Annotated in this window: 22 protein-coding genes; 11 read left to right on the top strand and 11 right to left on the bottom strand. The window is 68.4% G+C overall.

The genetic code is table 11. The annotated features are described in order from the left end of the window. Nucleotides 1-234: 234 nt before the first annotated feature. The 7 genes from D7D52_RS05100 (at nt 235) to D7D52_RS05070 (ending at nt 5,208) form a co-directional block, all read left to right on the top strand. Nucleotides 235-1,098, top strand: coding sequence for an LmeA family phospholipid-binding protein (locus D7D52_RS05100; RefSeq protein WP_120735278.1), 864 nt, complete (start codon nt 235-237; stop codon nt 1,096-1,098). Next, on the top strand, nt 1,095-1,556 hold the full coding sequence (locus D7D52_RS05095) for a thioredoxin family protein (protein ID WP_120735277.1): 462 nt from the start codon (nt 1,095-1,097) through the stop codon (nt 1,554-1,556). Before D7D52_RS05100 ends, D7D52_RS05095 begins: the two co-directional genes overlap by 4 nt. A gap of 258 nt (nt 1,557-1,814) precedes the next feature. After that, nucleotides 1,815-2,306, top strand: coding sequence for a DUF4395 domain-containing protein (locus tag D7D52_RS05090; protein WP_120735276.1), 492 nt, complete (start codon nt 1,815-1,817; stop codon nt 2,304-2,306). A gap of 84 nt (nt 2,307-2,390) precedes the next feature. Continuing rightward, nucleotides 2,391-3,224, top strand: coding sequence for a sulfurtransferase (locus D7D52_RS05085; RefSeq protein WP_120735275.1), 834 nt, complete (start codon nt 2,391-2,393; stop codon nt 3,222-3,224). A gap of 6 nt (nt 3,225-3,230) precedes the next feature. Then, nucleotides 3,231-3,536, top strand: coding sequence for a DUF1416 domain-containing protein (locus D7D52_RS05080; protein WP_120735274.1), 306 nt, complete (start codon nt 3,231-3,233; stop codon nt 3,534-3,536). A 245-nt stretch (nt 3,537-3,781) separates the two neighbouring features. After that, nucleotides 3,782-4,456 (top strand): heme-binding beta-barrel domain-containing protein, encoded by a 675-nt coding sequence (locus tag D7D52_RS05075; RefSeq protein ID WP_120743820.1) that lies wholly within the window; start codon nt 3,782-3,784, stop codon nt 4,454-4,456. Nucleotides 4,457-4,515: 59 nt separating this feature from the next. Continuing rightward, entirely contained in the window at nt 4,516-5,208 is a 693-nt protein-coding gene (locus D7D52_RS05070) for a YbdD/YjiX family protein (RefSeq protein ID WP_120735273.1), read from the top strand. 279 nt (nt 5,209-5,487) lie between these two features. Here the strand turns inward: D7D52_RS05070 and D7D52_RS05065 are convergent, their stop codons facing one another. The 5 genes from D7D52_RS05065 to D7D52_RS05045 form a co-directional block, all read right to left on the bottom strand. After that, on the bottom strand, nt 5,488-7,224 hold the full coding sequence (locus tag D7D52_RS05065) for an ATP-binding cassette domain-containing protein (RefSeq protein WP_120735272.1): 1,737 nt from the start codon (nt 7,222-7,224) through the stop codon (nt 5,488-5,490). Then, a complete protein-coding gene (cydD, locus tag D7D52_RS05060) occupies nt 7,221-9,089 on the bottom strand; it encodes a thiol reductant ABC exporter subunit CydD (RefSeq protein ID WP_120735271.1) in 1,869 nt (622 codons plus the stop codon). The genes D7D52_RS05065 and cydD overlap by 4 nt, the downstream gene beginning before the upstream one ends. Nucleotides 9,090-9,163: 74 nt before the next feature. After that, entirely contained in the window at nt 9,164-10,216 is a 1,053-nt protein-coding gene (gene cydB, locus D7D52_RS05055) for a cytochrome d ubiquinol oxidase subunit II (RefSeq protein ID WP_120735270.1), read from the bottom strand. A 9-nt stretch (nt 10,217-10,225) separates the two neighbouring features. Beyond that, complete coding sequence (locus D7D52_RS05050; RefSeq protein WP_120735269.1) at nt 10,226-11,698, bottom strand: cytochrome ubiquinol oxidase subunit I; 1,473 nt, start codon at nt 11,696-11,698, stop codon at nt 10,226-10,228. Nucleotides 11,699-11,823: 125 nt separating this feature from the next. Next, a complete protein-coding gene (locus D7D52_RS05045; RefSeq protein WP_120735268.1) occupies nt 11,824-12,750 on the bottom strand; it encodes an aminodeoxychorismate lyase in 927 nt (308 codons plus the stop codon). 188 nt (nt 12,751-12,938) lie between these two features. On the opposite strand from D7D52_RS05045, the gene ygfZ reads away from it, so the two are divergent. From ygfZ to D7D52_RS05025, 4 genes are all read left to right on the top strand, one after another. Further along, a complete protein-coding gene (ygfZ, locus tag D7D52_RS05040; protein ID WP_120735267.1) occupies nt 12,939-14,054 on the top strand; it encodes a CAF17-like 4Fe-4S cluster assembly/insertion protein YgfZ in 1,116 nt (371 codons plus the stop codon). Further along, entirely contained in the window at nt 14,051-14,716 is a 666-nt protein-coding gene (locus tag D7D52_RS05035) for an MOSC domain-containing protein (RefSeq protein ID WP_120735266.1), read from the top strand. The genes ygfZ and D7D52_RS05035 overlap by 4 nt, the downstream gene beginning before the upstream one ends. A gap of 26 nt (nt 14,717-14,742) precedes the next feature. Further along, entirely contained in the window at nt 14,743-15,705 is a 963-nt protein-coding gene (locus D7D52_RS05030) for an asparaginase (protein WP_120743819.1), read from the top strand. Nucleotides 15,706-15,892: 187 nt separating this feature from the next. Then, nucleotides 15,893-16,105, top strand: a complete 213-nt coding sequence (locus tag D7D52_RS05025; protein ID WP_120735265.1) for a DUF3073 domain-containing protein — start codon at nt 15,893-15,895, stop codon at nt 16,103-16,105. Nucleotides 16,106-16,324: 219 nt separating this feature from the next. Here the strand turns inward: D7D52_RS05025 and purM are convergent, their stop codons facing one another. The 6 genes from purM to D7D52_RS04995 all read right to left on the bottom strand — a co-directional run bounded on the left by purM (nt 16,325) and on the right by D7D52_RS04995 (nt 24,655). After that, on the bottom strand, nt 16,325-17,404 hold the full coding sequence (purM, locus tag D7D52_RS05020; protein ID WP_120735264.1) for a phosphoribosylformylglycinamidine cyclo-ligase: 1,080 nt from the start codon (nt 17,402-17,404) through the stop codon (nt 16,325-16,327). A 168-nt stretch (nt 17,405-17,572) separates the two neighbouring features. Beyond that, complete coding sequence (locus tag D7D52_RS05015) at nt 17,573-19,324, bottom strand: ABC transporter ATP-binding protein (protein WP_120735263.1); 1,752 nt, start codon at nt 19,322-19,324, stop codon at nt 17,573-17,575. Then, complete coding sequence (locus D7D52_RS05010) at nt 19,317-20,300, bottom strand: ABC transporter permease (RefSeq protein WP_120735262.1); 984 nt, start codon at nt 20,298-20,300, stop codon at nt 19,317-19,319. Before D7D52_RS05010 ends, D7D52_RS05015 begins: the two co-directional genes overlap by 8 nt. After that, complete coding sequence (locus tag D7D52_RS05005) at nt 20,300-21,370, bottom strand: ABC transporter permease (protein WP_425464657.1); 1,071 nt, start codon at nt 21,368-21,370, stop codon at nt 20,300-20,302. Before D7D52_RS05005 ends, D7D52_RS05010 begins: the two co-directional genes overlap by 1 nt. A 23-nt stretch (nt 21,371-21,393) precedes the next feature. Beyond that, on the bottom strand, nt 21,394-22,947 hold the full coding sequence (locus D7D52_RS05000; RefSeq protein ID WP_120743817.1) for an ABC transporter substrate-binding protein: 1,554 nt from the start codon (nt 22,945-22,947) through the stop codon (nt 21,394-21,396). Nucleotides 22,948-23,068: 121 nt separating this feature from the next. After that, the gene (locus tag D7D52_RS04995) at nt 23,069-24,655 is read right to left on the bottom strand and encodes an ABC transporter substrate-binding protein (RefSeq protein WP_120735261.1); all 1,587 of its coding nucleotides are present in this window, start codon (nt 24,653-24,655) and stop codon (nt 23,069-23,071) included. Nucleotides 24,656-24,911 lie beyond the last annotated feature (256 nt).

Raw genomic sequence — 24,911 nt, 5'->3', positions numbered from 1 at the left:
CCCATCTGGCATGTGTGTGGCTACCGCACTGTCCGCCACTACCCCATGCAGGTCATCACAGGTAATCGCTGCCTACATTAGCGTGTCGCGGCGTGGGTGCTCGTATCTGCGGCCACCGTCGCTACCGGTTGGTCTGGTCCACCGTCGCTTCACCCCGTTGTCACCGGCCCGCGACCTGCCCGTGGCACACCGCGGCCGTCGGTGACGACCCCGTTTCCCACTAGGGTGCAACCTATGCGTTTCCGGAGGCTCCTCATCGGATTGCTCTGCCTGGCAGGGCTGGCCGTGCTGCTCGATTTCGGGGTCGCGGCCTATTCGGAGTACCGGGTGTCGCGACTACTGCGGACGGGCTCGGATCTGAGCGCCGACCCGGAGATCACCTTCCACGAGTCGATCGGGCATCCGTTCGTGATCCAGGCGATCGACGGCGCCTACGGCAGCGTGGACGTCCGCGCCCGCGCGCTGCGACCCGACATCCCGGGGCAGATCACCGTCGAGGCCAATCTGCGCGGCGTGCACCTGTCCATGCGCAATCTCATCGACGGCAATGTGAGCCGGGTCCCGGTGGACGAGGTGCACGCGGGCCTGCGCATCGAACCGGCCGAACTGGGCCGGATCTTCAAGATTCCGGGGCTGCAGGTCTTCGGGCCGCCCGCCGACAAGTCCGACGGCTCCGGCGGTTCCGGCGGCACCGGCGTGACGACCACCGGGGCGATCATTCTCGAGGGCACCGTGCCGGTCACCCCCGACGCCGACGCCGCGACCTTCCCCGACCCGGTGGCCGACGGCGGTCAGAAGGTCACCACCAAACCGGTGCACGTGCTGGCGGATCTGCGGCTCGAGGGCAATCAGGTGCGCGTCACCGCCACCGCCATCGCCGGCCGGGACCTGCAGGGCGACACCGCCACCGAGATCGAGACCCCCGTCATCCCCGAACAGGACCGGGCCGCGGTGCTCGCCCGCTTCACCCGGACCATCGACATCAAGAACATGCCGTTCGGCATCACCCCCACCAAGGTGCAGGCCATCGGCGGCCAGATCGTGGTGGAGGGCACCCAGCGCAACGCGACGGTCGATCTGGATCGGCTCCAGCCGTGATCGCGGTCGAGATCCTGCTGGTGATGCTGGCCGCGGGCGTCGTGGTCGGGATCCTGGTGCGCCGCAACGAGGGCCGCGTGCGCGCGAGCCGGGCGACGGCGAATCCGCCGGAGCCCGAATCGAATCGGCACGCGCTGCTGACCGCGGCCGGGGTGCTGCCCGGCCGCCCGGCGGTGCTGCACTTCTCCGCCGACTGGTGCGGCCCGTGCGCGGCGGTGCGCCGCGTGGTCGCGGGCGTGGTGGCCGAACTGGCCGACGCCGAGCGCCCGCCCCTGGATCTCGAGGTCGACATCGACGCGAATCCGGAGTTGGCGCGCGAGCTGAACGTGCTCTCGCTGCCCACCACTTTCGGATTCGATTCTCGAGGATTGGAACGCTTCCGGATCTCCGGCGTCCCGAAGGCCGCGGATTTGCGCACGTCAATGACCCCTTTGACGGTCTCGTCCGAATCCGAGTGACCAGCATTACGGACCCCGGGTCCAATTTCCCCCGAAAATTGGGTAAACTCCCTCTCGTGCAATCCAACCGCGAGCTGATGCTCACCCGACGCCGCACGGTCGACCTGTGCCGGCTCGGTGGTTGTTGCTGCCTGTGCCGCTAGCCGGTCGGCCTTTCGTATTCCCCTGTCGCCGACCGGATTTGTCCCCGCTGTCGAGAGATCACTGCGATCCTCCGGCGATCCTGGCCAATACCCCATTCAGCGCAGGAGTACCCCCATGTCGAACCCGCAGCCGACCGCCTTACCCACCGACCGGGTGGATGTGCGCGGCCCGCGTTTCGCCGCCTGGATCACCACCGGCGTCCTCGCTCTCGTCCTGATCGTCGCCGTCTTCTCGGTTCCCGCCGCCACTGTGCTGCTGGCCCTGCAGGCCATCGTGTTCGGGCTCGGCGCGGCCTACGGTCCCAAGCGCAGCCCCTACGGCCGGCTCTACGCGGCCGCGGTGCTGCCCCGCATCGGCGCGCCGTCCGAGCTGGAACCGGTTGCGCCGCTGCGGTTCGCGCAGCTGGTCGGCCTGGCCTTCGCGGTGCTGGGTGTGCTCGGGTTCGCGGCGGGCAGCGCCGTCGCGGGCGCGATCTTCACCGGCTTCGCGCTGTTCGCGGCGTTCCTGAACGCGGCCTTCGGAATCTGCCTGGGCTGCAAGATCTATCCGCTCGTCGCACGGTTCCGGAACTCCGGTGACCGCGCGCCCTCCTCCCCGTCCGCCTGATCCGATCACCCTCAACCACACGAACGCATCTCTCAACCACACGAACGCACTGCCTGCTCCCGGCAACGCATCGAAAGGAACAACATGGCTCGCTCCGATGTCCTGGTCTCCGCAGACTGGGTCGAAGAGAACCTGAACACCCCCGGCGTCGTTCTCGTCGAGGTCGACGAGGACACCTCCGCCTACGACCTGGGGCACATCGAGGGCGCCGTGCGTCTCGACTGGAAGAAGGATCTGCAGGACCAGGTCCGGCGTGACTTCGTCAACCAGGAGCAGTTCTCCGCGCTGCTGTCCGAGCGCGGCATCGCCAACGACGACACCGTGGTGCTCTACGGCGGCAACAACAACTGGTTCGCCGCCTACGCCTACTGGTACTTCAAGCTGTACGGCCACCAGGACGTGAAGCTGCTCGACGGCGGCCGCAAGAAGTGGGAGCTGGACGGCCGCCCGCTGGTCAAGGACGTCAAGGACCGCGCGGCCACCGAGTACAAGGCCGGCGCGCAGGATCTGTCCATCCGCGCGTTCCGCGACGAGGTCATCGACGCCATCGGCACCAAGAACCTGGTCGACGTGCGCTCCCCCGACGAGTTCTCCGGCAAGATCCTGGCCCCGGCCCACCTGCCGCAGGAGCAGTCGCAGCGTCCCGGCCACATCCCGACCGCCATCAACGTGCCGTGGTCCAAGGCCGCGAACGAGGACGGCACCTTCAAGAGCGACGCCGAGCTGGCGGAGATCTACCAGGAGGCCGGTCTGGACGGCGACAAGCTGACCATCGCCTACTGCCGCATCGGCGAGCGTTCCTCGCACACCTGGTTCGTGCTGCAGGAGCTGCTGGGCCACCAGAACGTCAAGAACTACGACGGGTCCTGGACCGAGTACGGGTCCCTCGTCGGTGCACCGATCGAGTTGGGAGCGTAATTACCTATGTGTGCTGCACCTACCCAGGGCCAGGCCCTGCCTTCGAACGTCGACGTCGAGAAGGAGACGGTCATCACCGGCCGCGTCCTGAGCGCTGACGGCCAGACCGTCGGCGGCGCGTTCGTGCGCCTGCTGGACGGCAACGGCGACTTCACCGCCGAGGTCGTGGCCTCGGGCACCGGCGACTTCCGCTTCTTCGCCGCGCCGGGCACCTGGACGCTGCGGGCGCTGTCGGCGTCCGGCAACGGCACCGTCGAGGTGTCGCCGGAGGGCGCGGGCATCCACAACGTGGACGTCACCGTCGCCAAGTAGGACGAAACATCAAGAACGGCCCCGGGATTCATGATCCCGGGGCCGTTCTCGTATTGTCCGAAGATTTTCCCGGGGTCGTTTTCACCTGATCTCGCCGGTGGCATTAGACTCCGAGACGTGGTGCTTACCTTCGAGATTCTGCTGGTTCTCGTCTCCGTGCTGATCGCCTGGTTCGGTCTGTACGTCCTCTACCGGCTGTTCACCGAGTCGTGACAGAACCGGCCCACGAGAACATCGAAAACGGTGTGGCCAACGGGTCGTCGTCCACGACGCCGATCGTTCGCCACGAGGACAGCGCGCGGCGCAGCGGGGACCAAGCGGTCGCCGATGCCGCCGAGCGCGCCAAGTCGACCGGGGCGCTGAACGTTCCGGAGCTACCCGGGCTGCCGTTGCCCGTGGATACCGCCAATCTGCGGTTGGGCCCGGATCTGAGTTCCTCCATGCTCGCGCTGCTGCCGCTGGTCGGCGTGTGGCGCGGCGAGGGCGAGGGCAACGACCCCGACACCGGCGACTACCGCTTCGGTCAGCAGATCATCGTCTCCCACGACGGCGGCGACTACCTGACCTGGGAGGCGCGGTCCTGGAAGATCGACGCCAAGGGCGAGTACGCCGGGCCGGATCTGCGCGAGAGCGGTTTCTGGCGGGTCGGCATCGACGGTGACGACGAAGTGCTGGAGCTGCTGCTCACCCACTCCTCGGGCATTGTCGAACTGTTCTACGGCCAGGCGCTCACCCAGTCGTCCTGGGAGCTGGCCACCGACGTGGTGATTCGCAGCCAGTCCGGCGTGGTGGTGGGCGGCGCGAAGCGGCTCTACGGCATCGTCGAGGGCGGCGATCTGGGGTACGTCGAGGAGCGCATCGCCGCGGACGGCGCGCTGGAGCCCCGGCTCTCGGCTCGTCTGCAGCGCTATATCGGCTGAGTCTCGCGCCTCGAAGTCACCACGGTTTTCGTCTGTGCCAGCGGCTGGAAGGGGATCTCGTGTTCGAGCGAGCATTGCAGAAGTCCGTGGAGCTGATGTTGCGCGCCGGGACCGGCGTGCAGGCGCCGTTGGCGGCGAAATACGTGAATCGGCTGCGGCGCCGGCATCCTGACCGTCCGCCCACGGATATCGCCGGTGGCCTGGAGACGCGGTATCTGACCGTCGTCACGATCAGCGGCACCCTGGCCGGGCTGAGCGCCGCCGTGCCGGGCATCGGCACGCTGATCGGTTTGGCCGTCAGCGGCGTCGAATCGGTGTTCTTCCTGGAGATGTCGGCGTTGTACGCGATGGCCGGCGGCAGCGTGCACGGGCTGGAGTCGGCATCGCCGGCGCAGCGGCGCAAGCTGGTGGCGGCGGTGGTGCTCGGGGAGAGCGGCACCGAACTGCTGGGCAAGAACGCCAGCCAGTCGGCTCGGGACTGGGCGAAGGTGGTGGGCGACAAGCTGCCCGTCGTGCGTTCCATCGACAACCCCATGGTGAAGCGCTTTCTCGTACGCTTCCTGGCGCGGCGGGCGATCCTTATGTTCGGCAAGTCGTTGCCCGCGGGCCTCGGCGCGGTCATCGGGGCGCTGGGCAACCGGGCGCTGGCCAAGGGTGTGATCGCCAACGCGCACAGCGCTTTCGGTCCGCCGCCGGCGACCTGGCCGGACCGTGAGCGGGAGACGGCGATCAGCGCGGCGGCGCAGGGATAGGGCTCGGAAAAGGGTACGGCCCCCGAGTCATACCGGCGGAGGATGCAACATTCTCACGCTGGTCCGGTCAGGACAGACCGTAACTCGGGGGCCGGGTGACTGCCTTGGATTCGCGAGGGCTCGCGCGATCGGAATCCGATTGCAGCGGTAGCGCCTAGCGGGCAGCCACCTCACGTGTCCTAGAAATCATTCTCGAACCACCTCCTTCCTGTGTACCGACGAAATTAGTCGCTCGGGACAAACCCGGCAACGTATTTTCTCGGACCGCGAAACCGCAGGTCAGGCGGGAATAAAAGGATCGATGGCGACGGTTGTGTGCGGCTCGACGCGAACGATGGTGTCGGCCTTGGCGTCCGGGGGCAGCTGATGGGTGACGACCACCACCGTGCGATCGCGCTCCACCAGGCCGTCGGCGTCGTCGAGCAGGCGGCGGAGGAGTTCGGCGCCGGCCTCGGCCTCCAGGTGCTCGGTCGGCTCGTCCAGCAGCAGCACCCGGGCCGGGGAGAGCAGGGCGCGGGCCAGCAGCAGGCGGCGGCGCTGACCGCCCGAGACGGCCGCGGCGCCGCCGACCAGCTCGGTGTCGACGCCGTCGGGCAGCGAATCCAGCCACTCCCCCGCGCCGACCGCGCGCAGGGCCGATTCGGCCTCGGCGGCGGTGATGTCGCCGCGGGCCACGCGCAGGTTCTCGAGTACGGAGGTGCCGAACAGGTGCGCGTCCTCGGCGAAGAAGGTGACGCCCGGGCGTGGGGTGTCGAACAGGCCGGCCCAGGCCATCAGCAAGGTGGTCTTGCCCGCACCGCTGGGTCCGACGACCGCGATGCGGCGGCCCGCCGGCAGCGGCGGGAAAGCGGTTGTGGCGACGGGCGATTCCGCGCGGTCGGCGCGCTCGAGGCGGTCGAGGCGATGCAGGGCGGCGCGGCCGGTGGTGAGGGCCTGGGCGGCGGCGGGCAGCACCGCGACCGCCTCGAAGGCCGACAGCGGGACCAGTACCAGCACCGTGAACGCCATCGGTGAGATGCCGCCGGGGGCGACGGTCTGGAAGCCCGCGGTCGGCACGGGGGTTCCGCTGCCGTACAACACGATTCCGATGAGCAGCGCGCCCAGCACGCTGGCGCCGATCGACAGCGGCAGCACCGCCGCCGCCCACGCACTGTGCCGCGCTGCCCGGTCCTCGGCCGCCACCGCCCGTTGTCCCGCCGCGGCGGCCGTGCCGACAGCCTCGGAAAGCCTGCCCGCGACCCGCAATTCGGGCGCGTGATCGAGGACGGTGAGCGCCTCGGCGGTGAACTCGGTGCGATCGGCCCGTACCGCCAACTCCGCTTCCCGGGCCGCCCGCGCCGACAGCCAGGGCGCGACGACGCCCGAAAGTCCCAGCGCCACCGCCAGAATCACCGCCGCGGGCACCGAGATGCTCGCCAGCAGACCCACCGCCAGCGCGGACAGGATCAGCGCCACGGCGATCGGCACGAACGCCCGCACCACGACTGCGCCGAGATCGTCGATATCGCTCATCACCCGCCCGAGCAGTTCACCGCGCCGCAGCTGCGTCGGATCGCCGTGGCGCTCCGCGCCTTCCGCCCCGATGTCGACCGCGAGCGGTCCGGCGGACGGTGTTGCGGGCCGATCCACGGAGCCGGCTCGAGCGGCCGGCTCCGTCGCGACGCCCGCGACCCCGGTGCGCCGCGGCCGCCAGATATCCGCACCCGCCAAGGTCCGATACGTCGTGGTCCGCGCGGTGCTCATGGCCCGCAACGCCACATCGTGCGTGGCCAGCCGCTCCAGATACCGGCACAGCCCGCGCGAAATCCCCAGCGCCCGAACGGTCACCACGGCCAGACTCAAATCCAGCACCGGCGGCATCTGCCACGCCCGTGCGATCAGCCACGCCGCCAGCGCCGCCAACCCCAGCCCACTGCCTAGCGCCAGCACCCCCCATCCCACCGACAGCGCCAGCCTTGCCCGCGACAGTTCGAGCAGTTCTCTGATTCGCCGAAAATCGGCCCAGGCCGCCTTCATCGCGTCGGCACCTCCCTCGTGCCCGTCCCCCTCGTCATCCCGGCGTGCTCTTGGCCGGGATCTGTACCGCTGTGGTGGATTCCGGCCAGAAGCACGCCGGAATGACGGACGTTCACCGTCCCGCCGGAATGACGGTCGTTCACCGTCTCGCCGGGTTCGGCGAGATTCGTGGCATCGACCTCCACCACGTGGTCGGCGATCGCGAGCACGCTGGGCCGATGCGCCACCACGAGCACCGTGACTCCCGCGCGGGCGCGTTCGCGCAGCGCGGCGAGCACCGTTGCCTCGCTGGCGTCGTCGAGGTGGGCGGTGGGTTCGTCGAGGAGCAGGATCGCGCGGGGCGCGGCGAGGGTGCGGGTGAGGGCCAGTCGCTGGCGTTGCCCGAGCGACAATCCCAGGCCGCCGGCTCCGACGACGGTCTCCCAGCCGTCCGGGAGTTCGGCGAGCACCGCGTCGAATCCAGTCGCGGCGCAGGCGGCCTGGACCTGGTCCGGGCTCGAGGGCGGGCCGAGGAGCTCCAGGTTGGCGCGGAGGGTGCCGGGGACGAGGACCGGGCGTTGGGGCAGCCAGGCGATATGGGACCACCAGTCGTCGAGGTTCAGGTCGGTGACCGGCGTTCCGTCCACCAGCACGGTGCCGGAGTCTGGGGTGAGCAGGCCCAGAATGGCTTGCAGCGCGGTCGATTTGCCGCAGCCGTTCGGGCCGGTGAGCACCGTGACCTCGCCGGGCCGGATGTCCGCGGTGAGCCGGTCGGGTGCGTAGCCGTCGCGGGCCGCGACACCGAGATTGCGAATGTCGATGTAGCCGTCCACATTCCGGCTCGGCGGCGCCTCGACGGCGATGCTCGGCGCGGCCGCATCGCCGGGCTCGAGGACCGCGAAAGCGCGTTCGGCGGCGGCCATTCCGTCCTGGGCGGCGTGGAAGCGTTCCCCGACGGCGCGCAACGGAAGGTAGACCTCGGGGGCCAGGATCAGCGCCAGCAGTCCGGCGTACAGGCCCATGTGGCCGAAGACCAGCCGCATGCCGATGGAGACCGCGACCAGCGCCACGCACAGGGTGGCCAGCATTTCCAGCACCATGGAGGACAGGAAGGCCAGTCGCAGCGCGGACATGGTGCGCGTGTGCAGTGCGTCGCCGAGTTCGCGGACCCGCCCCGCCATGCCGCGTTCGTGCCGGCCGGGGGCCGGGGAACCCGCTGTCCCCGTGGCGGTTTCGCGGCCGAGGGCACGCAGGGTGGGCATGCCGGCGAAGAGATCGAGGAGCTGGTCGGACAGCCGGGTGGTGGCGGTCAGCGTCTCGGCGGATCTGCCCTGGGTGAGCAGGCCGATGAGGATCATGAAGATCGGGATCAGGGGCAGGGTGACGAAGATGATCGCACCCGAGACCCAGTCGTGGACGGCGATGACGGCCAGCACCACGGGCGGGACGAGCAGCGCCAGGATCAGCGCGGGCAGATATCCCGCGAGGTAGGCGCGCAGGCCGCTCAGTCCGGAGCCGACCACGACCGCGAGTTCGGTTCGCCGGCTTTCCAATTCGCGGGGCGGCAGCTGCGCGCCCGCGGTCAGGGCGGCGGTCTCGAGTTCGGCGACGACCTGGGCCCCGGCGCGGTGCGCGAGCCGCGACTGCCACCAGGTCGCCACGACCCGGCACAGCACCGCGACCGCGAAGATCACCAGTTCGGCTGTCCAGGAGCCGATTCGGCGGTGCTCCGGCTCGGTGACGACGCCGGCGAGCACCCGCGCGAGCGCGAGCGCCGCGACGACGATGCCACCGGTGGTGACCAGCGACAGCCCCACGCTGATCCCGAGATACCGGCGCGCCGAGCGGGCGTGCCGCCACAGTCGCGGGTCCACCGGTCGTGCCATGGTCGATCTCCCTCTACGAAACGGGCGCACCGGACTTCACGCCGGTGCGCCCGTTCTCGTTCATGTCGGCCCGTTCAGCTCTCGGCCACGGCCGCCATGGGCAGGCCGATCGGCGCCGGGATCTGCTCCATGGTGAGCCGTTTGCGGAACACCCAGTACGTCCAGGCCTGGTACATCAGCACGACCGGGACCAGCGCCACCGCCACCCAACTCATCACCACCAGCGTGTAGTGGGTCGAGGACGCCGCCACGGTGCCGCCGCGCCCGTCGACGGTGAGGCTGAACGCGTCGTTGATGGTGGACGGCAGCACGTTCGGGAACAGCGACCCGAACAGCAGCACGGTGGCCGCCGCGATGGTGACGGCGGTGCCGGCGAAGGCCCAGCCGTCACGCCCCTGGGTGGCGGCGAAGCCCGCGACCACCAGCCCGATCACGGCCAGCGCCAAGGGAATCCAGGTCCAGCCGTGCCCGTAGGCGAGCTGGGTCCAGATGCCGAAGGCCGCGACCACCACGGCGGTGGGCACGAACAGTCCGCGGATGATGCGCTGGGCGTCGTCGCGCACCTCGTTGCCGGTCTTGAGCGCGACGAACACCGCGCCGTGCAGCAGGAAAAGCAGCAGCGTGGTGAGCCCGCCGAGAATGGCGTACGGGTTGAGCAGATCGAACAGGTTGCCTTGAATCTGCTTGTGCTCGTTGAGCTTCACCCCGCGCACGATATTGGCAAAGGCCAGACCCCAGGCCAGCGCCGGGATCCAGGACCCGAGTCCGATGCCGATATCGCACCAGGTGCGCCAGCGCGGATCGTGGATCTTGCCGCGCCATTCGATGGCGCACGCCCGCGCGATCAGCCCGACCAGGATGAGCAGCAGCGCCAGGTAGAACCCGGAGAACAGGCTGGCGTACCACTCGGGGAAGGCCGCGAACATGGCGCCGCCGCCGGTCAGCAGCCACACCTCGTTGCCGTCCCACACCGGCCCGATGGTGTTGAGCACGACGCGCTTCTTCACCTCGTTGCCGCGCCCGATGATCGGCAGCAGCATGCCGACGCCGAAGTCGAAGCCCTCGAGCACGAAATAGCCGGTGAACAGGACCGCGATCAGCAGAAACCAGAATTCAGGGAGACTCATCCTCGGCTCCTAGTAGGCGAAGGAAAGCTGCTCGACGCGTTCCCCGGTCATCTTCGGGGTGTCGTGCGTGGGCGGCTGGTCCGGTCCGGCGATCACGTAGCGGCGCATCAGATAGAACCACCCGATGGCCAGCAGCCCGTACAGCGCGGTGAACACGATCAGCGAGGTCAGGATGGTGCCCGCCGAGACGCCGGAGACGCCCTGCTGCACCGTCATTCGAATGTGCTGGTCGCCGGTCGGGTTGGGGGCGACCACCCAGGGCTGGCGGCCCATCTCGGTGAAGATCCAGCCGGAGATATTGCCCAGGAACGGGGTGGCGATGGCGATCAGCGACAGCCAGCCGAACCACTTCTGGTCGGGGATCCGGCCGCGGCGGGTGAGCCAGAATCCGGCCAGTGCCAACAGGATCGAGCCGGCCATCCAGGTGATCATGGCGCGGAACGACCAGTAGGTGACGAACAGGTTGGGCCGGTAGTCGCCGACGCCGTACTTCTCGTTGTACTGGACCTGCAGATCCTTGACGCCCTGCAGGGTCACGCCGGTGAAGTCGCCGGTGGCCAGCCACGGCAGCACATACGGCACCTCGATGAGGTGATCGACGCTGTCGCAGTTGTTGTGGGTGCCGACGGTCAGCACCGAGAAGTCCGGATCGGTCGCGGTGTGGCACAGCGATTCCGCCGAGGCCATCTTCATGGGCTGCTGTTTGAACATCAGCTTGCCCTGGATGTCGCCGGTGAACACGAGCGCGACCGCCGCGATGAGCACCACGTACAACCCCATGCGCGCGCTCGGCCGCCACATGGTGCGCGCGTCCGCGAGGGCCGCGTCGTTGCCGTCGGCCTTGGCCTTGCGGGCGTTGCGCACCATCCACCAGCCGCCGATGCCGGCCACGAAAGTGCCCGCGGTGAGGAAGGATCCGGCCACCACGTGCGGGAAGGCGGCGAGGGTGGTGTTGTTGGACAGCACCGCCCAGATGCTGTGCAGTTCGGCGCGGCCGGTGGCCGGGTTGTATTCGGCGCCGACCGGATGCTGCATGAACGAGTTGGCGGCGATGATGAAGTACGCCGAGGCGTTGACGCCGATGGCGACCAGCCAGATGCAGGCGAGGTGCACCTTCTGCGGCAGCCGGGACCACCCGAAGATCCACAGCCCCAGGAAGGTCGATTCCAGGAAGAAGGCGACCAGCGCCTCCATGGCCAGCGGGGCGCCGAAGACGTCGCCGACGAAGCGGGAGTATTCGCTCCAGGCCATGCCGAACTGGAATTCCTGCACGATGCCGGTGGCGACGCCGAGGGCGAAGTTGATCAGGAAAAGCTTGCCGAAAAACTTGGTGAGCCGCAGCCAGTGCTCTTTCCCGGTGATCACCCAGGCGGTCTGCATGCCCGCGACGAGCGGTGCGAGGCCGATGGTGAGTGGCACCAGGATGAAGTGATAGACCGTGGTGATACCGAACTGCCATCGCGCCAGATCTACGACGCTCATCCGACCTCCCTGCCGTTCTACGACATGACGTAGTACCAAACACTACGCGTACGGAAGCTCAGATCAACGTATGCCTCGCCACAGCGTGCCAGAAATTTGCCGGAATACGAGCGACACGCGCGCGGTCACCAGTCGGCGAGGCTCCCCGGCAGCGCGATGCCGCGGTTCACCATCTCGGTGATCTCGCCCGCGTTGTCCGGCGCCGACATGCGCAGCCCGTCGAGCGAGGCGACCCGCGCGGCGAGGGTGACCGACGACAGCAGCCACACCGCGTCGGCGGTGATCAGGTCGGCGACGAACAGCGGCTCGTAGCGGCAGTCCCAGCCGGCCTTCTCGGCCTGCGCGTAGAGCGCGCGCTGAGTTGTGCCGGGCAGCACGCCGTTTCGCGCCGGCGGGGTGATGAGAGAGTTGTCGCGCTGCACCACCACCGTCGAGCGCGGGCCCTCCAGCACCCGATGTTCGGTACTGGTGAAGATGACGTCGTCGGCGCCCATCCGCTGGGCGAAGCGCAGCGCCGACATATTGGTGGCGTAGGAGAGGGTCTTCGCGCCCAGCAGCAGCCACGGCGCGTTCTGCGCCAGATCGACGGAAATGCCGCGCGACAGCGTGATCACCGAAATCCCTTCGGTGCGAGCCTTTTCCACGCGCGCGGGCACCGGAACCACGAAAACGTAGCCGGTAGTGGCCGGTTCGGCCTCGGCCAGCACCCCGCCCTTGTTTGCCGAACGTTCGCCACTGTGCCCGTGATCGCTGTCACGCCCGCGGGTGAGCACCATCCGCAGCGTCCCCTCGCGTTCGGCGCCCCATTCCTCGGCCGCCATCTCCACCGCGAAGCGCCACGCCTCCAGATCCGGCGCGGGCAATTCCAGCGACTCGGCGGACCGCCGTAGTCGCGCCAGATGCAATTCCAGCGCGCAGGGCACCCCCTCGCGCACCAGCACGGTTTCGAAGACGCCGTCGCCTCGCAGCAGGCCGATGTCGTCCGCATACAGCAACGGCGCATCCGGATCCTGGATCGCGCCGTCGAGAGTCACCAGAACCCGTTCCACCATGTCTCGACCCTATGACAGTCGGCCGGTCCCGGCGGCCATAACCGCGCCGCCGCACCCGTCAACCCCGCTGCCACCCGCCGCCGCACCCCCGCCGCGACCCATTCAGGCCACCCGCCGCGTGCCCGGCGAAACCACGCTCGCGGCGGAGGCGGGCGAGGCCGGTCGCTCGCTTGCCCTAGTGTGGACGTGTGTCCTCTTCGGTTGCGCCCAGTCCGATCTTGCAGGTTCCAGGGGCTGTCGCGGGGCTGCCGGAGTCACCGGATGCCGCGGTCGCGTGGCATTACGGCGATCCCTTCGGCGAGCAGCGCGCGGCGGCAGAGCGGGTGGCGGTGGTGGATCGTTCCCACCGGTTCGTGCTCGCCATCACCGGAAAAGAACGGCTGACCTGGCTGCACACCATCTCCAGCCAGGCCGTCGCCGACCTGCGCGACGGCGAGTCGGCGGAGAATCTGGACCTCGATGTCAACGGCCGGGTGCTCAATCACTTCGTGCTCACCGACATCGATGCCACCGTGTGGATCGACACCGAAGCGCAGCGCGGCCCGGACCTGCTGGGCTTCCTGCAGAAGATGGTCTTCTGGGCCGATGCCAAGCCGGTCGACGGCAACGATCACGCCGTGCTGAGCCTGCTGGGCCCCGCCGTGACCGAACTCACCGAAACCCTCGGCGTCGCAACCCTTCCCGACACCTATCGCGCGGTCCCGCTGCCCGGCGGCGGTTTCCTGCGCCGCATGCCCTGGCCCACCGCCGACTCCTTCGACCTGATCGTGCCCCGCGACCAGCTCGTCACCTGGTGGACCAAGCTCCGTGACGCGGGCGCGGCGGCCGCGGGCCTGTGGGCCTTCGAGGCGCTGCGGGTGGCGGCGCTGCGGCCTCGCCTCGGCCTCGACACCGACGACCGCACCATCCCGCACGAGGTGAACTGGATCGGCGCTCCCGCCGACCACGGCGCCGTGCACCTGAACAAGGGCTGCTATCGCGGTCAGGAGACGGTGGCCCGCGTCCACAATCTCGGCAAGCCGCCCCGGCAGCTGGTGCTGCTGCATCTCGACGGCGCCGCGGATTCCCGTCCGGCGCCCGGTGATCCGGTGACCGCGGGCGGGCGCGCGGTCGGCGTGCTGGGCACCGTGATCGATCACTACGAGCTCGGCCCGATCGCCCTGGCGTTGATCAAACGCACGATTCCGGTCGACACCGAGTTGGTGGCGGGCCCCTGCGCCGCGGCCATCGACCCGGATTCGGTGCGCTCCCACGACGAACCGCAGGCCGGCCGGCTCGCCGTCGAGAAGTTGCGCGGCCGATGACGGTGACACCGGCCGGCCGGGTGCTGGCCGTCTGTGTGCTGCACGCCGAACTCGAGGTGCCCGCCAAGTCCTCGAAGGTGGGCCGCACCGCCATCGACAAACGTCCGGTGCCGCACCGGGTTCCGGTCCGCGCGCTCGGCCTCGACGGCGATCACGTGTGCGACACCAAGCATCACGGCGGCGTCCACCAGGCCGTCTACGCCTACGCCGAGGAGGATGCCGCGCGCTGGGCGAGCGAGCTCGGCCGCCCGCTGGGCCCCGGCTGGTTCGGCGAGAACCTGCGCGTGAGCGGTCTTCCCGTCAGCGACGCCGTGCTGGGTGAGCGCTGGCGCGTCGGCGACACCCTGCTCGAGGTGTCCGCCCCGCGCGTGCCCTGCGCCACCTTCCAGTGGCGCACCGGCGAGCCGCAGTGGGTGAAACGCTTCACCGCACAGGCGAATACGGGCGCGTACCTGCGGGTGCTGACCGAGGGCGCGATCGGCGCGGGCGACGCGGTGGAGATCGTGCACGTGCCCGCGCACGGCGTCACCGTCCGCGATCTGTTCACCGGCGCCCATCCGGACCGGCTGGAGCTGCTGCTGGAAGCCGAGCCCACCATCTCAGACGACGTGCGCATGCAGATCGAGCGCCACCGCCGCCGCGCCGGGGTGATGGCCCGATGACCTCGACGGTGGAAGGGAATTCGGCGATGAGCGTGGATCTCGTCGAGGTGGTGCGCTCCGGTTTCCGGGAGTGCGTGCATCGCGGTTCGGCGGTGATCCTGCGGCCCGACGGCGACCCGCTGGTGGAGGTCGGCGCGGTCCACGGCCCGATCTTCCCGCGCTCCACCAACAAGCCCCTGCAGGCACTCGCCTTGCTGCGCAACGGTTTCGAACCGGTCGACGACGCCGAGCTGGCCGTCGCCACCGCGTCGCATTTCGGCGAGCCCGATCATGTGGCGCTGGTGCACCGCTTGCTGGATCGCTTCGGTTTCACCGAGGACGATCTGGAGTGCCCGCCGGATCTGCCGTTCGAGGAGCGGGCCCGCGCCCAGGTGCTGGCCGGCCACGACCGCGCCGCGGCGGTCCGCCGCGTCTACATGAACTGCTCGGGCAAACACGCCGCCATGCTGGCCACCTGCCGGATCAACGGCTGGCCCACCCGCGGCTATCTCGAGGTCGGCCATCCGCTGCAGCAGGCGGTGCTGGACACCGTGGCCGACGTGACCGGGGAACCGGAGACCGATCTCGGCATCGACGGGTGCGGCCTGCCCATCGTGCCGGTGTCGCTGGTCAATCTGGCCCGCGCCTACGCCGGTTTCGCGACCGCCCCGCACGGCAGCCCGCAACGCCGGGTCGCGGACGCGATTCGTGCCCATCCGCGAGTGATTTCCGGCACGGACGGACCGGATTTCCGGGTCATGTCCGCGACCCCGGGCCTGGTCTGCAAGATCGGCGCGGACGGGGTGCATGCCGGGGCGTTGCCGGACGGCTCGGCCTTCGCCTACAAGATCGACGACGGCGCGGATCGCGCGCGACTTCCCCTGACCCTGGCCATTCTCCAGCGTATGGGTGTGGAGTGGACCGACGAGCACGCCGAGCTGGCGACCCCCGCGGTGCTCGGCGGAGCGGCCCGGGTGGGCATCGTGCGGGCCATCCCCGGGGCGCTGTAGGTCCCGGTCGGCAGGCTTTTCCGGGTGCGCTCGCCGCGGGTGTGCCCGGCCGCCGGACCTTTATCCCCCACTCCTGGAAGCGCGACCGCCGGACACACGCTAAAGTGTTCGTCAGGAAGAGTATTAATTCGAACGGGGCCGCCAAACCCACCCCAGGCCGCCCCGCAGTGACGCGAGGGGGTCAGCCATGGGCCGTGGCCGGGCTAAGGCAAAGCAGACCAAGGTTGCACGGGAGCTCAAGTACAGCTCGCCGTCGACCGACTTCACGAGCCTTCAGCGCGAGCTGTCGGGTAGTGCCTCCGACTCACAGCGGAGTGGTGTGCTTTCCGAAGAGCATGACGCGAGCGAATCGCGGTCGAGCTGGGACGACGAAGACAGCTACGACGACTGGCGTCGCTGACTCGGATATCGACGTACTGCAGGGGGAGGCCCGAACGGCTTCCCCCTTTGGCACGTTCGCCAACCGTCGTCCCACCGCAGCACCAGCGTTTCGTCCCGCCCGGGACGGGACGTTCATTTGTGTCTCCGGGTAGTGCGAGAGTTCCCGCGCCACACCATATTTCGGACATACAGAACGGTCCCGGTCACGTAGTGACCGGGACCGTGTGCTGTCGGGCTGCTAGAAGCGCGGGTGGTCGCCGACCAGGACGGCCCGCGCCGCGTCGGCGTCCTTGGCCTTCTTGACCGTGCCGAGGGTCCAGCAGTCGATGTGGCGGGCGGTGAGGACGGCCAGCGCGCGGTCGGCGTCCTCGGGGGCGACGACGGCGACCATGCCGACGCCCATGTTGAAGGTCTTCTCCATCTCGACGCGCTCGACGCGGCCGCGCTGGGCGATCATCTTGAAGACCGGGGCCGGGTTCCAGGTGCCGCGATCGAGTTCGGCGACCAGGCCGGCGGGCAGCACGCGGGACAGGTTGGCGGCCAGGCCGCCACCCGTCACGTGGCAGAAGGTGCGCACATCGGTTTCGGCGATCAGCGCCAGGCAGTCCTTGGCGTAGATCTTGGTCGGCTCGAGGAGTTCCTCGCCGAGGGTCCGGCCGAATTCCTCGACGTGTCCGGTGAGGGACATGCGGTCGATGTCGAGCAGCACCTTGCGGGCCAGCGAGTAGCCGTTGGAGTGCAGGCCCGAGGCGCCCATGCCGATGACCACGTCGCCGGGGCGGACGCGGTCGGGTCCGAGCACGGCGTCGGCCTCGACCACGCCGACGCCGGTGCCGGAGATGTCGTAGTCGTCGGCGCCCATCAGGCCCGGGTGCTCGGCGGTCTCGCCGCCGAGCAGGGCGCAGCCGGCGATGACACAGCCCTCGGCGATGCCGGACACGATCTGCGCCACCCGTTCCGGGACCACCTTGCCGACGGCGATGTAGTCCTGCAGGAACAGCGGTTCGGCGCCGCAGACCACCAGATCGTCGACGACCATGGCGACCAGGTCCAGGCCGATGGTGTCGTGCTTGTCGAGGGCCTGGGCGACCGCGATCTTGGTGCCGACGCCGTCGGTGGAGGCCGCGAGCAGGGGCTCCTTGTAGCCGCCCTTCAATGCGAACAGCCCTGCGAAGCCGCCGAGTCCGCCCTGAACCTCGGGGCGGCTTGCCTTCTTCGCCAGCGGTGCGAACAACTCGACTGCGCGGTCACCGGCCTCGATATCGACACCTGCCGCCGCATAGGAGGCACCGGCACCACTGGGGGTCTGTTCAGTCATTGTCGGGGAGAGCTCCAAGCTCGATCGATGGATAGATGCCTGCTCACGGTAGCATTCCCGCCTCTCCGGGCCTTTAGCGCACGGCTGACGGGCGTTCACCGTCATGCATGCGGCCAACGGTTGGGTGCCGAACCGATTTTGGGCGTACCCGGGGAGTTACCCCGGTCGCTACGAAATCAGTTGTCCCGTTCGCGAACGATGCCGACGCCGTTGCTCTGCTGGGTCGGGCACCGGGACAGCGGCAACCAAGCGCTGGGTGTACTCCTGCTGCGGGCGGCGCAGGATGTCGTCGTTGTCGCCCTGTTCGACGACGGTTCCGTTGCGCAGCACCACGATCCGGTCCGCGAGCTGATCCACCACGGCCAGGTCGTGGCTGATGAACAGGCAGGCCCAGCCGCATTCGCGCTGGAGTTCGGCGAACAGTTCGAGCACCGTCGCCTGAACCGAGACGTCCAGGGCGCTGGTCGGTTCGTCGGCCACCAGCAGGTCCGGATTCAGCACCAGGGCGCGCGCGAGGCTGACACGCTGGCGCTGCCCGCCGGAAAGCTCGTGCGGATAGCGCTTTTCCACGCCCGCCGGCAGTTGCACGTCGTCGAGGAGGTGGCGGACCCGCTCGCGCACGGCCGCGCCCTTGGCCTGCTTGTGCACCAGCAGCGGTTCGGCCACGCAGTCGCCGATGGTGAGACGCGGGTTGAGGGAGGTGGCCGGATCCTGGAAGACGAAGCCGAAGCGGCGGCGGATGGGCCGCAGCTTGCGTTCGGAGAGTCCGGCGATATCGGTGCCGAGCACCCGCACACTGCCTGCGGTGGGGCGTTGCAGCCCGGCCACGCAGCGGCCGATGGTGGACTTGCCGGACCCGGATTCGCCGACCAGACCGAGGGTTTCGCCGCGGCGCAGGGTCAGGCTGACCTCGTTGACCGCCCGGAACGCCGGACGGCCCAGGGGCGCCGGGAATTCCACCACCAGATTCGATACCTCGAGCACGGTCTCGGCATCGGCCGGAATCGGTTCGCGGACGATGGTTTTCGCCAGCGCGGCCCCGGCCACCGGGGAGCTGTCGGCCTTGATCTCCGCGCCCGCAGCCGTGACCGTATCGGCGGGATGCTCGGCGGCTTCCCAGTTGTCCGGCAGCACATGCAGTTTCGGCACAGCGGCCAGCAGGGCGCGGGTGTACTCGTGCTGCGGGTTGCCGAAAAGCTGGTCCACTGTGGCTTCTTCGACGACACGCCCTTCGCGCATCACCACGACACGGTCGGCGAGGTCGGCGACCACGCCCATATTGTGGGTGATGAGCACGATGGCCGCGCCGATGCGATCGCGCAGATCCCGTAGCAGTTCCAGGATTTCGGCCTGCACGGTGACGTCGAGGGCGGTGGTCGGTTCGTCGGCGATGATCACCTTGGGTTCGCAGGCGATGGCGATGGCGATCACCACGCGCTGCTTCTGGCCGCCGGACAGTTGATGCGGGTAATAGTCCACCCGCGCCTCCGGGTCGGGCAGCCCGACCGCGCGCAGCAGGTCGATCGCCTTGGCGCGCGCCGCTTTTCGCTTCATGCCGGAGTGCGCGCGCAGCGCCTCGCCGATCTGGAAGCCGACGGTGAACAGCGGATCCAGGGCCGCGCCGGGCTCCTGGAAGACCATGGAGATGGCCCCGCCGCGCAGCGCGGTGAGCTCGCGCTCGCTCATCTTGGTGACGGCCTTGGCGCCGAGCACGACGGTGCCGCGCACGCTGGCGGTGGGCGGCAGCAGGCCCATGGCGGTGCGGGAGGACACCGATTTGCCGGAGCCGGATTCCCCGACCACGGCCAGCACCTCGCCCGGATACACTTGGTACGACACGTCTTTCACGGCCGTGACCGCGCCGGCGTCGGTGGCGAAGGTGACGGTGAGCGCCTCGAAGGACAGGACGGGTTCAGGCATTGTCGGCCTCCTTCGCGGGTGCGGTGGCCGCACGCCGGGTGCGCAGCAGCGGGTTGAGCACCTCGTTGAGGCTCTCGCCGACCAGAGTCATGCCCAGCACCACCAGCACGATGGCGACGCCGGGGAACACACCCGTCCACCAGATGCCGTTGGACACGTCCGAGAGCGCCTTGTTGAGGTCGTAGCCCCATTCGGCGGCCTGGGTGGGTTCGATGCCGAAGCCGAGGAATCCCAGGCCCGCCAGCGTCAGAATCGCTTCCGCGCCATTGAGGGTGATGAGCACCGGCAGCGACTGGGTGACGTTGGCGAGGATGTGCCGGAACAGGATTCGCGTGGTGGACGCGCCGGTCACCCGCGCGGCGTCCACGTACGGTTCCTGTTTCACCGAGATGGTGGCATTGCGCACCACCCGGAAGTACTGCGGCACGAAGATGACGGTGATGGCGACGGCCGCGGACAGGATGCCGCCGAAGCTGGAGGACTGCCCGCCCGACACCACGATCGACACCACGATGGCCAGCAGCAGCGAGGGGAAGGCGTACATGGCGTCCATGAACAGCACCAGGATGCGGTCCACCCAGCTGCCCAGGTAGCCCGACACCAATCCCAGTGGGACGCCGACGAACAGCGACAGCACCAGCGAGACCGCGATCACCCACAGCGCCGTGCGGGCGCCGAAGATCACCCGCGAGAAGACGTCCTCGCCGCGCACCGAGGTGCCGAACCAGTGCGCCCCGGACGGGGCCTGCTGCCGCACGAAATCGACGCCGTCGGAGGCGCTCTGGGCGAATCCGTAGGGCGCGATCAACGGCGCGAACAGGGCCACCAGGATGAACCCCGCCACCAGCGCGAGCCCCAGCAGCAGCGTGAACCGTTGCAGCCCGGAGGTCATGCGCACCAAGCCCATTCCGGGGATGCGCCACTTGGTGCGGACGGGCGGGACGGGCGCCTCGACGCCCGTTTCGATGACGGTCATCAGAACCTCACCCTCGGGTCGATCAATGCCACGATCAGGTCCACCAGGAAGCTCATGACCGCCACCACGATCGCGATGAACGCCACGATGCCCTGCACCGCGATGAAGTCGCGGGCCTGCAGATACGAGGCGAGCTGGTAGCCCAATCCCTTCCATTCGAAGGTGGTTTCGGTGAGCACCGCGCCACCGAGCATCATGGCGATCTGCATGCCCATCACGGTCACGACCGGGATCAGGGCATTGCGGAAGGCGTGCCGCCCGGTCACGACGCGGTCGGACAGTCCGCGGGCGCGGGCCGCTTCGACGTAGCCGGAGCGCAGCGTCTGAATCAGGTTGATGCGCACCAGTCGCAGGAACACCCCCGCGGTCAGGAGGCCGAGCGCGATGGACGGCAGCACAGCGTGTTTCAGCACATCGACGATGTTGTCGGTATCGCCGTACAGGATGGCGTCGACGATCATGATGTTGGTTTTCGGCGACACGTGCTGCAGCTGCAGTTCGACGCCGGTGCTGGCCCGTCCCGCCACCGGCAGCCAGCCGAGTTTCACCGAGAAGATCAGCTTGAGCAGCAGGCCGACGAAGAACACCGGCGCGGCGTACACCAGGATGGCGAACAGCCGCAGGCTCACGTCGCGAGCCGAATCCCGTTTGGTCGCAGCGTATCTGCCCAGCGGCACCCCGACCGCGAAGGCCACGATCAGCGACCAGAAGACCAGCTCCAGGGTGGCCGCGCCATAGGTGACGATGACGTCGCCGATGGCCCGATTGTCCTGGGAGCGGCCGAAATCGCCGCGCAACAGCCCCGACAGATACTCCCAGTACTGGGTGAGGATGGGCCGGTTCAGCCCGGCCGCCTGCTTGCGCTCCTGGATCTGCTGCGGGCTCAATCGTCCGCCCATGGCGGCGCTGATCGGATCGCCGATCACCCGCATGAGGAAGAACACCAGGGTGACCAGGATCCAGGTGGTCGGGATGATGAGCAGTGCTCGCACCCCCAGGTAGCGCAGCAGCGCACTGTAGCGGGAACTGCTGCCGCGCGGTCGTTTTCCCTCGGGGCGCGCCGGCACCAGCGCGCCCTTCTCCTCGATGGCCGTCACTTGCTCAGCACACCGAATCGGAACTTGAAGGTGGGGTCGAGGGTGTCGGAGACGCCCTGCACGTTCTTGCCCGCCACCGCGATATTGGTGCCGGCCAGCAGCGGCAGCATCGGCAGGTGGTCGTTGGCCAGCGAGAACTGCACCTGCTTCAGGATGTCCGCCCGCTTGGCCGGGTCGGGTTCGGTGGTCTCCGCGGTGAGCAGCGCGTTGATCCGCGGATCCTCGAAGTGGTTCTGCAGCGTGTTGTTCGGCGCGAAGAACGGGGTCAGGTAGTTGTCGGCGTCCGGGAAGTCCGGGAACCAGCCGAACTGGTAGAGCGGGTAGGAGTCCTTCACCCGCTCGTCCTGATACGACACCCATTCGGTGGACTGCAGATTCACCTTGAACAGCCCCGTGGACTCGAGCTGGTTCTTGATGGCGGCGTACTCCTCGGAGCTGGAGCCGCCGTAGTGATCGGAGTTGTACTGCAGGTTCAGCGTGACCGGGGCCGCGACGCCGGCGTCGGAGAGGAACTTGGCGGCCGCGTCCTTGTTCGGTTTGGCGCCGTAGATGTCCTTGTACGGTTCGGTCGCGCCGGTCGCGCCGGGCACCACGGAGGAATACGCCGGCTTGTAGGTGCCCTTGTAGACGCCGGTGGCCAGCGCGTCGCGGTCGACGCTGGAGGCGACGGCCTTGCGCACGGCCAGTTTCTGCGCGGGCGTGCCGCCGGGCATGGTGTTCATGTTGAACACGATGTAGCGCAGCTCCCCGCCGGGGCCCTCGTGCACGGTGACCTTGCCGTCGTTGCGCAGCGAGTCCACGTCGGTGGGGCTCAGGCTGCGGTAGGCGATGTCGATATTGCCGTTCTGCACATCGAGTTTCAGGTTGGCGGCCTCGGCGTAGTACTTGACCGAGACGCCGTTGTTCTTGGGCTTGCCGAACAGCCCGTCGTAGCCGGGATTGGCCTTGTACTCGACCAGCTTGTTCTTCTCGTAGCTCGAGATGGTGTACGGCCCGGAGAAGGCGTTGGTCTTGACCACGTCCTCGTCGGGCAGCACCTTGTCGGCCGGAAAGCTCTTCTCGTCCACGATGATTCCCGCCTGGCTGGGCAGCATCGAGGCGAAGGTCTGATCGTTGGCGACCTTGAGCGTGAAGTTGACCGTCTTCGGGTCGGGCGCGTCGGTGTGGTCGAGGTTGCCCAGCAGCGAGGCGGGACCGTTGGGGTCGTTGATCTTCAGAATGCGGTCGAAGGAGAACTTCACGCTCGCCGCGGTGAGCGGATTGCCGTTGGCGAACTTCAGGCCCGGCTTCATGGTGCAGCTGTAGACGGTGGGCGTGGTGAAGCCGCACTTCTCGGCCGCGTCGGGCTCCGGAGTCGTCTTGCCGGGCGCGAAGTTCAGCAGGGTCTGGTAGATCTGTGTCTCGGCCTGCAGGGAGCCGTTGTCGTAGGCCAGCGCCGGATCCAGCGAGAAGATCTTGTCGGTGGTGCCGAGCACCAGCCCGGCTCCGCTGCCGGAGTCTCCGGTCTTTCCGGAGCCGCAGGCCGCGGCCATCACCGCGATGCCCGCCATGCCGACCGCGGCGAAGGTCCGCGCCCGGGTCGTCTTCGAACCCATAGTGCTCATCTCTCTTCAGTCGGTGTGCGTGGAGACAGCAGGCCCGCTCCCCTCATCGAAACGGGCCTGCTGCCGGTTATTTGCTCAGCACACCGAAGCGGAACTTCGAGGTCGGGTCGAGCGTCGCGTCCACGTTCTGCACGTTCTTGCCCGCGACCGCGATCTGATTGCCGGTCAGCAACGGCACGATGGGCATGTAGTCGGCCATCAGGTCGTGCTGCACGGTGGCCAGCGCGGTGGCGCGCTTGGCCGGATCCTGTTCGGTCAGTTCGGCGTTCAGCTCGGCGGTGATCTTCGGATCGCCGAAGTGGTTGCGCAGGAAGTTGTCCTCGGTGAAGAACGGCCGCAGGTAGTCGTCGGCGTCCGGGTAGTCCGGGAACCAGCCGAACTGGAACATCGGGTAGCCGTCGGTGGAGCGGGCCTTCTGGTAGGCCACCCATTCGGTGGACTGCAGGTTCACCTTGAACAGGCCGGTGGCCTCGAGCTGGCTCTTGATCGCCGCGTACTCCTCCGAGCTCGACGGCCCGTAATGCTCACTGGTGTATTGCAGATTCAGCTCGACCGGCGTGGCGACGCCGGCGTCGGCGAGGAACTTGGCGGCCATGTCCTTGTTGGGTTTGGCGCCGTAGATGTCCTTGATCGGCTCGGTGCCGCCCGCCACGCCCTTGGGCACCGGCGAGTACAGCGGTGCCCAGGTGCCCTTGAAGACATTGGTGGCCAACGCGTCCCGGTCGACGGAGGTGGAGACGGCCTTGCGGATGGCCAGCTTCTGCGCCGGATTGCCGCCGGGCTGGGTGTTGAGGTTGAAAACGATGTAGCGGGTGTCGCCGCCGGGCGCCTGATGCACCGTCACCTTGTCGTTGCCCTTGAGCGAATCCAGGTCGGTGGCGCTGAGGGTGTGCCAGGCGACATCGATATTGCCCTGCTGCACATCGAGTTTCAGGTTGGCGGCCTCGGCGTAGTACTTGACCGTCACGGTGTCGGTCTTGGGCTTGCCGAACAGCCCGTTGTAGTCCGGGTTGGACTTGAACTCGGCCAGCTTGTTCTGGTCGTAGCTCGAGATGGTGTACGGGCCGGAGAACGGCTTGCCCTTCACCACCTCGTCGTCGGTGAGCACGCGGTCCTTCGCGAAGACCTTCTCGTCCACGATGGCCGCGGCCTGGGTGGGCAGGATCGACGGGAAGGTCTGATCGTTGGCCTTCTTCAGGGTGAAGTTGACGGTCTTGTCGTCCGGGGCGTCGGTGTGATCGAGGTTGTCCAGCAGCACCGCCGGGCCCTGCGGATCGTTGATCGACACCATGCGGTCGAAGGAGAACTTGACGCTCTGGGCGGTGAGGGGGTCGCCGTTGGCGAACTTCAGGCCCGGCTTGAGGGTGCAGCTGTAGACGGTCGGGGAGGTGAACCCGCACTTGTCGGCCGCGTCGGGCTTGGGGACGGTCTCGCCGGGGGCGAAGTTCATCAGGAACTGGTAGACCTGCGTCTCCACCAGCAGCGAGCCGTTGTCGTAGGCCTTGGCGGGATCGAGCGAGGTCACCTTGTCGGTGGTGCCGACCAGGATGCCGGCGCCGCCGCCGCTGTCGTTCGTCTTCCCGGAACCACATCCGGCTATCGCAAACACGGCCAGTCCGGCGAACCCGGCTGCCGCAACTCTTTTCGCGCGCATGTACTGCCCTTGCTCTCGAACACGCAGCACGGGCGCCCGGGTCACAGGCCCGCCGCGCTGCGGTGGACATCTCTTGGCTGGGCACAGTATCGACCGGTTATAACCGGATTGTTGCGTTTCTGGACAATCGGTACACAAATTGCGCCATTCGCGCGCACACGCCGATGGCGCAAGTGTGACAGGAAATTTCCCGCATCCAGCGGGGAAAAGCACGGTGCCCGTCCGCGATTCGCGGACGGGCACCGGAAAATGCTGG

Source organism: Nocardia yunnanensis, assembly GCF_003626895.1.
GTDB classification, from domain to species: domain Bacteria; phylum Actinomycetota; class Actinomycetes; order Mycobacteriales; family Mycobacteriaceae; genus Nocardia; species Nocardia yunnanensis.
Note: the sequence above shows the minus strand (reverse complement) of the source record. Positions and strands in the feature narration are given on the sequence as shown.

Coding starts and splice junctions, on each gene's coding strand:
- D7D52_RS05100 (WP_120735278.1), top strand. CDS start 235: ATGCGTTTCCGGAGGCTCCTCATCGGATTGCTCTGCCTGGCAGGGCTG.
- D7D52_RS05090 (WP_120735276.1), top strand. CDS start 1,815: ATGTCGAACCCGCAGCCGACCGCCTTACCCACCGACCGGGTGGATGTG.
- D7D52_RS05085 (WP_120735275.1), top strand. CDS start 2,391: ATGGCTCGCTCCGATGTCCTGGTCTCCGCAGACTGGGTCGAAGAGAAC.
- D7D52_RS05080 (WP_120735274.1), top strand. CDS start 3,231: ATGTGTGCTGCACCTACCCAGGGCCAGGCCCTGCCTTCGAACGTCGAC.
- D7D52_RS05065 (WP_120735272.1), bottom strand. CDS start 7,224: ATGAAGGCGGCCTGGGCCGATTTTCGGCGAATCAGAGAACTGCTCGAA.
- cydD (WP_120735271.1), bottom strand. CDS start 9,089: ATGGCACGACCGGTGGACCCGCGACTGTGGCGGCACGCCCGCTCGGCG.
- cydB (WP_120735270.1), bottom strand. CDS start 10,216: ATGAGTCTCCCTGAATTCTGGTTTCTGCTGATCGCGGTCCTGTTCACC.
- D7D52_RS05050 (WP_120735269.1), bottom strand. CDS start 11,698: ATGAGCGTCGTAGATCTGGCGCGATGGCAGTTCGGTATCACCACGGTC.
- D7D52_RS05045 (WP_120735268.1), bottom strand. CDS start 12,750: ATGGTGGAACGGGTTCTGGTGACTCTCGACGGCGCGATCCAGGATCCG.
- D7D52_RS05035 (WP_120735266.1), top strand. CDS start 14,051: ATGACGGTGACACCGGCCGGCCGGGTGCTGGCCGTCTGTGTGCTGCAC.
- D7D52_RS05030 (WP_120743819.1), top strand. CDS start 14,743: ATGAGCGTGGATCTCGTCGAGGTGGTGCGCTCCGGTTTCCGGGAGTGC.
- D7D52_RS05025 (WP_120735265.1), top strand. CDS start 15,893: ATGGGCCGTGGCCGGGCTAAGGCAAAGCAGACCAAGGTTGCACGGGAG.
- purM (WP_120735264.1), bottom strand. CDS start 17,404: ATGACTGAACAGACCCCCAGTGGTGCCGGTGCCTCCTATGCGGCGGCA.
- D7D52_RS05015 (WP_120735263.1), bottom strand. CDS start 19,324: ATGCCTGAACCCGTCCTGTCCTTCGAGGCGCTCACCGTCACCTTCGCC.
- D7D52_RS05010 (WP_120735262.1), bottom strand. CDS start 20,300: ATGACCGTCATCGAAACGGGCGTCGAGGCGCCCGTCCCGCCCGTCCGC.
- D7D52_RS05000 (WP_120743817.1), bottom strand. CDS start 22,947: ATGGCGGGCATCGCGGTGATGGCCGCGGCCTGCGGCTCCGGAAAGACC.
- D7D52_RS04995 (WP_120735261.1), bottom strand. CDS start 24,655: ATGCGCGCGAAAAGAGTTGCGGCAGCCGGGTTCGCCGGACTGGCCGTG.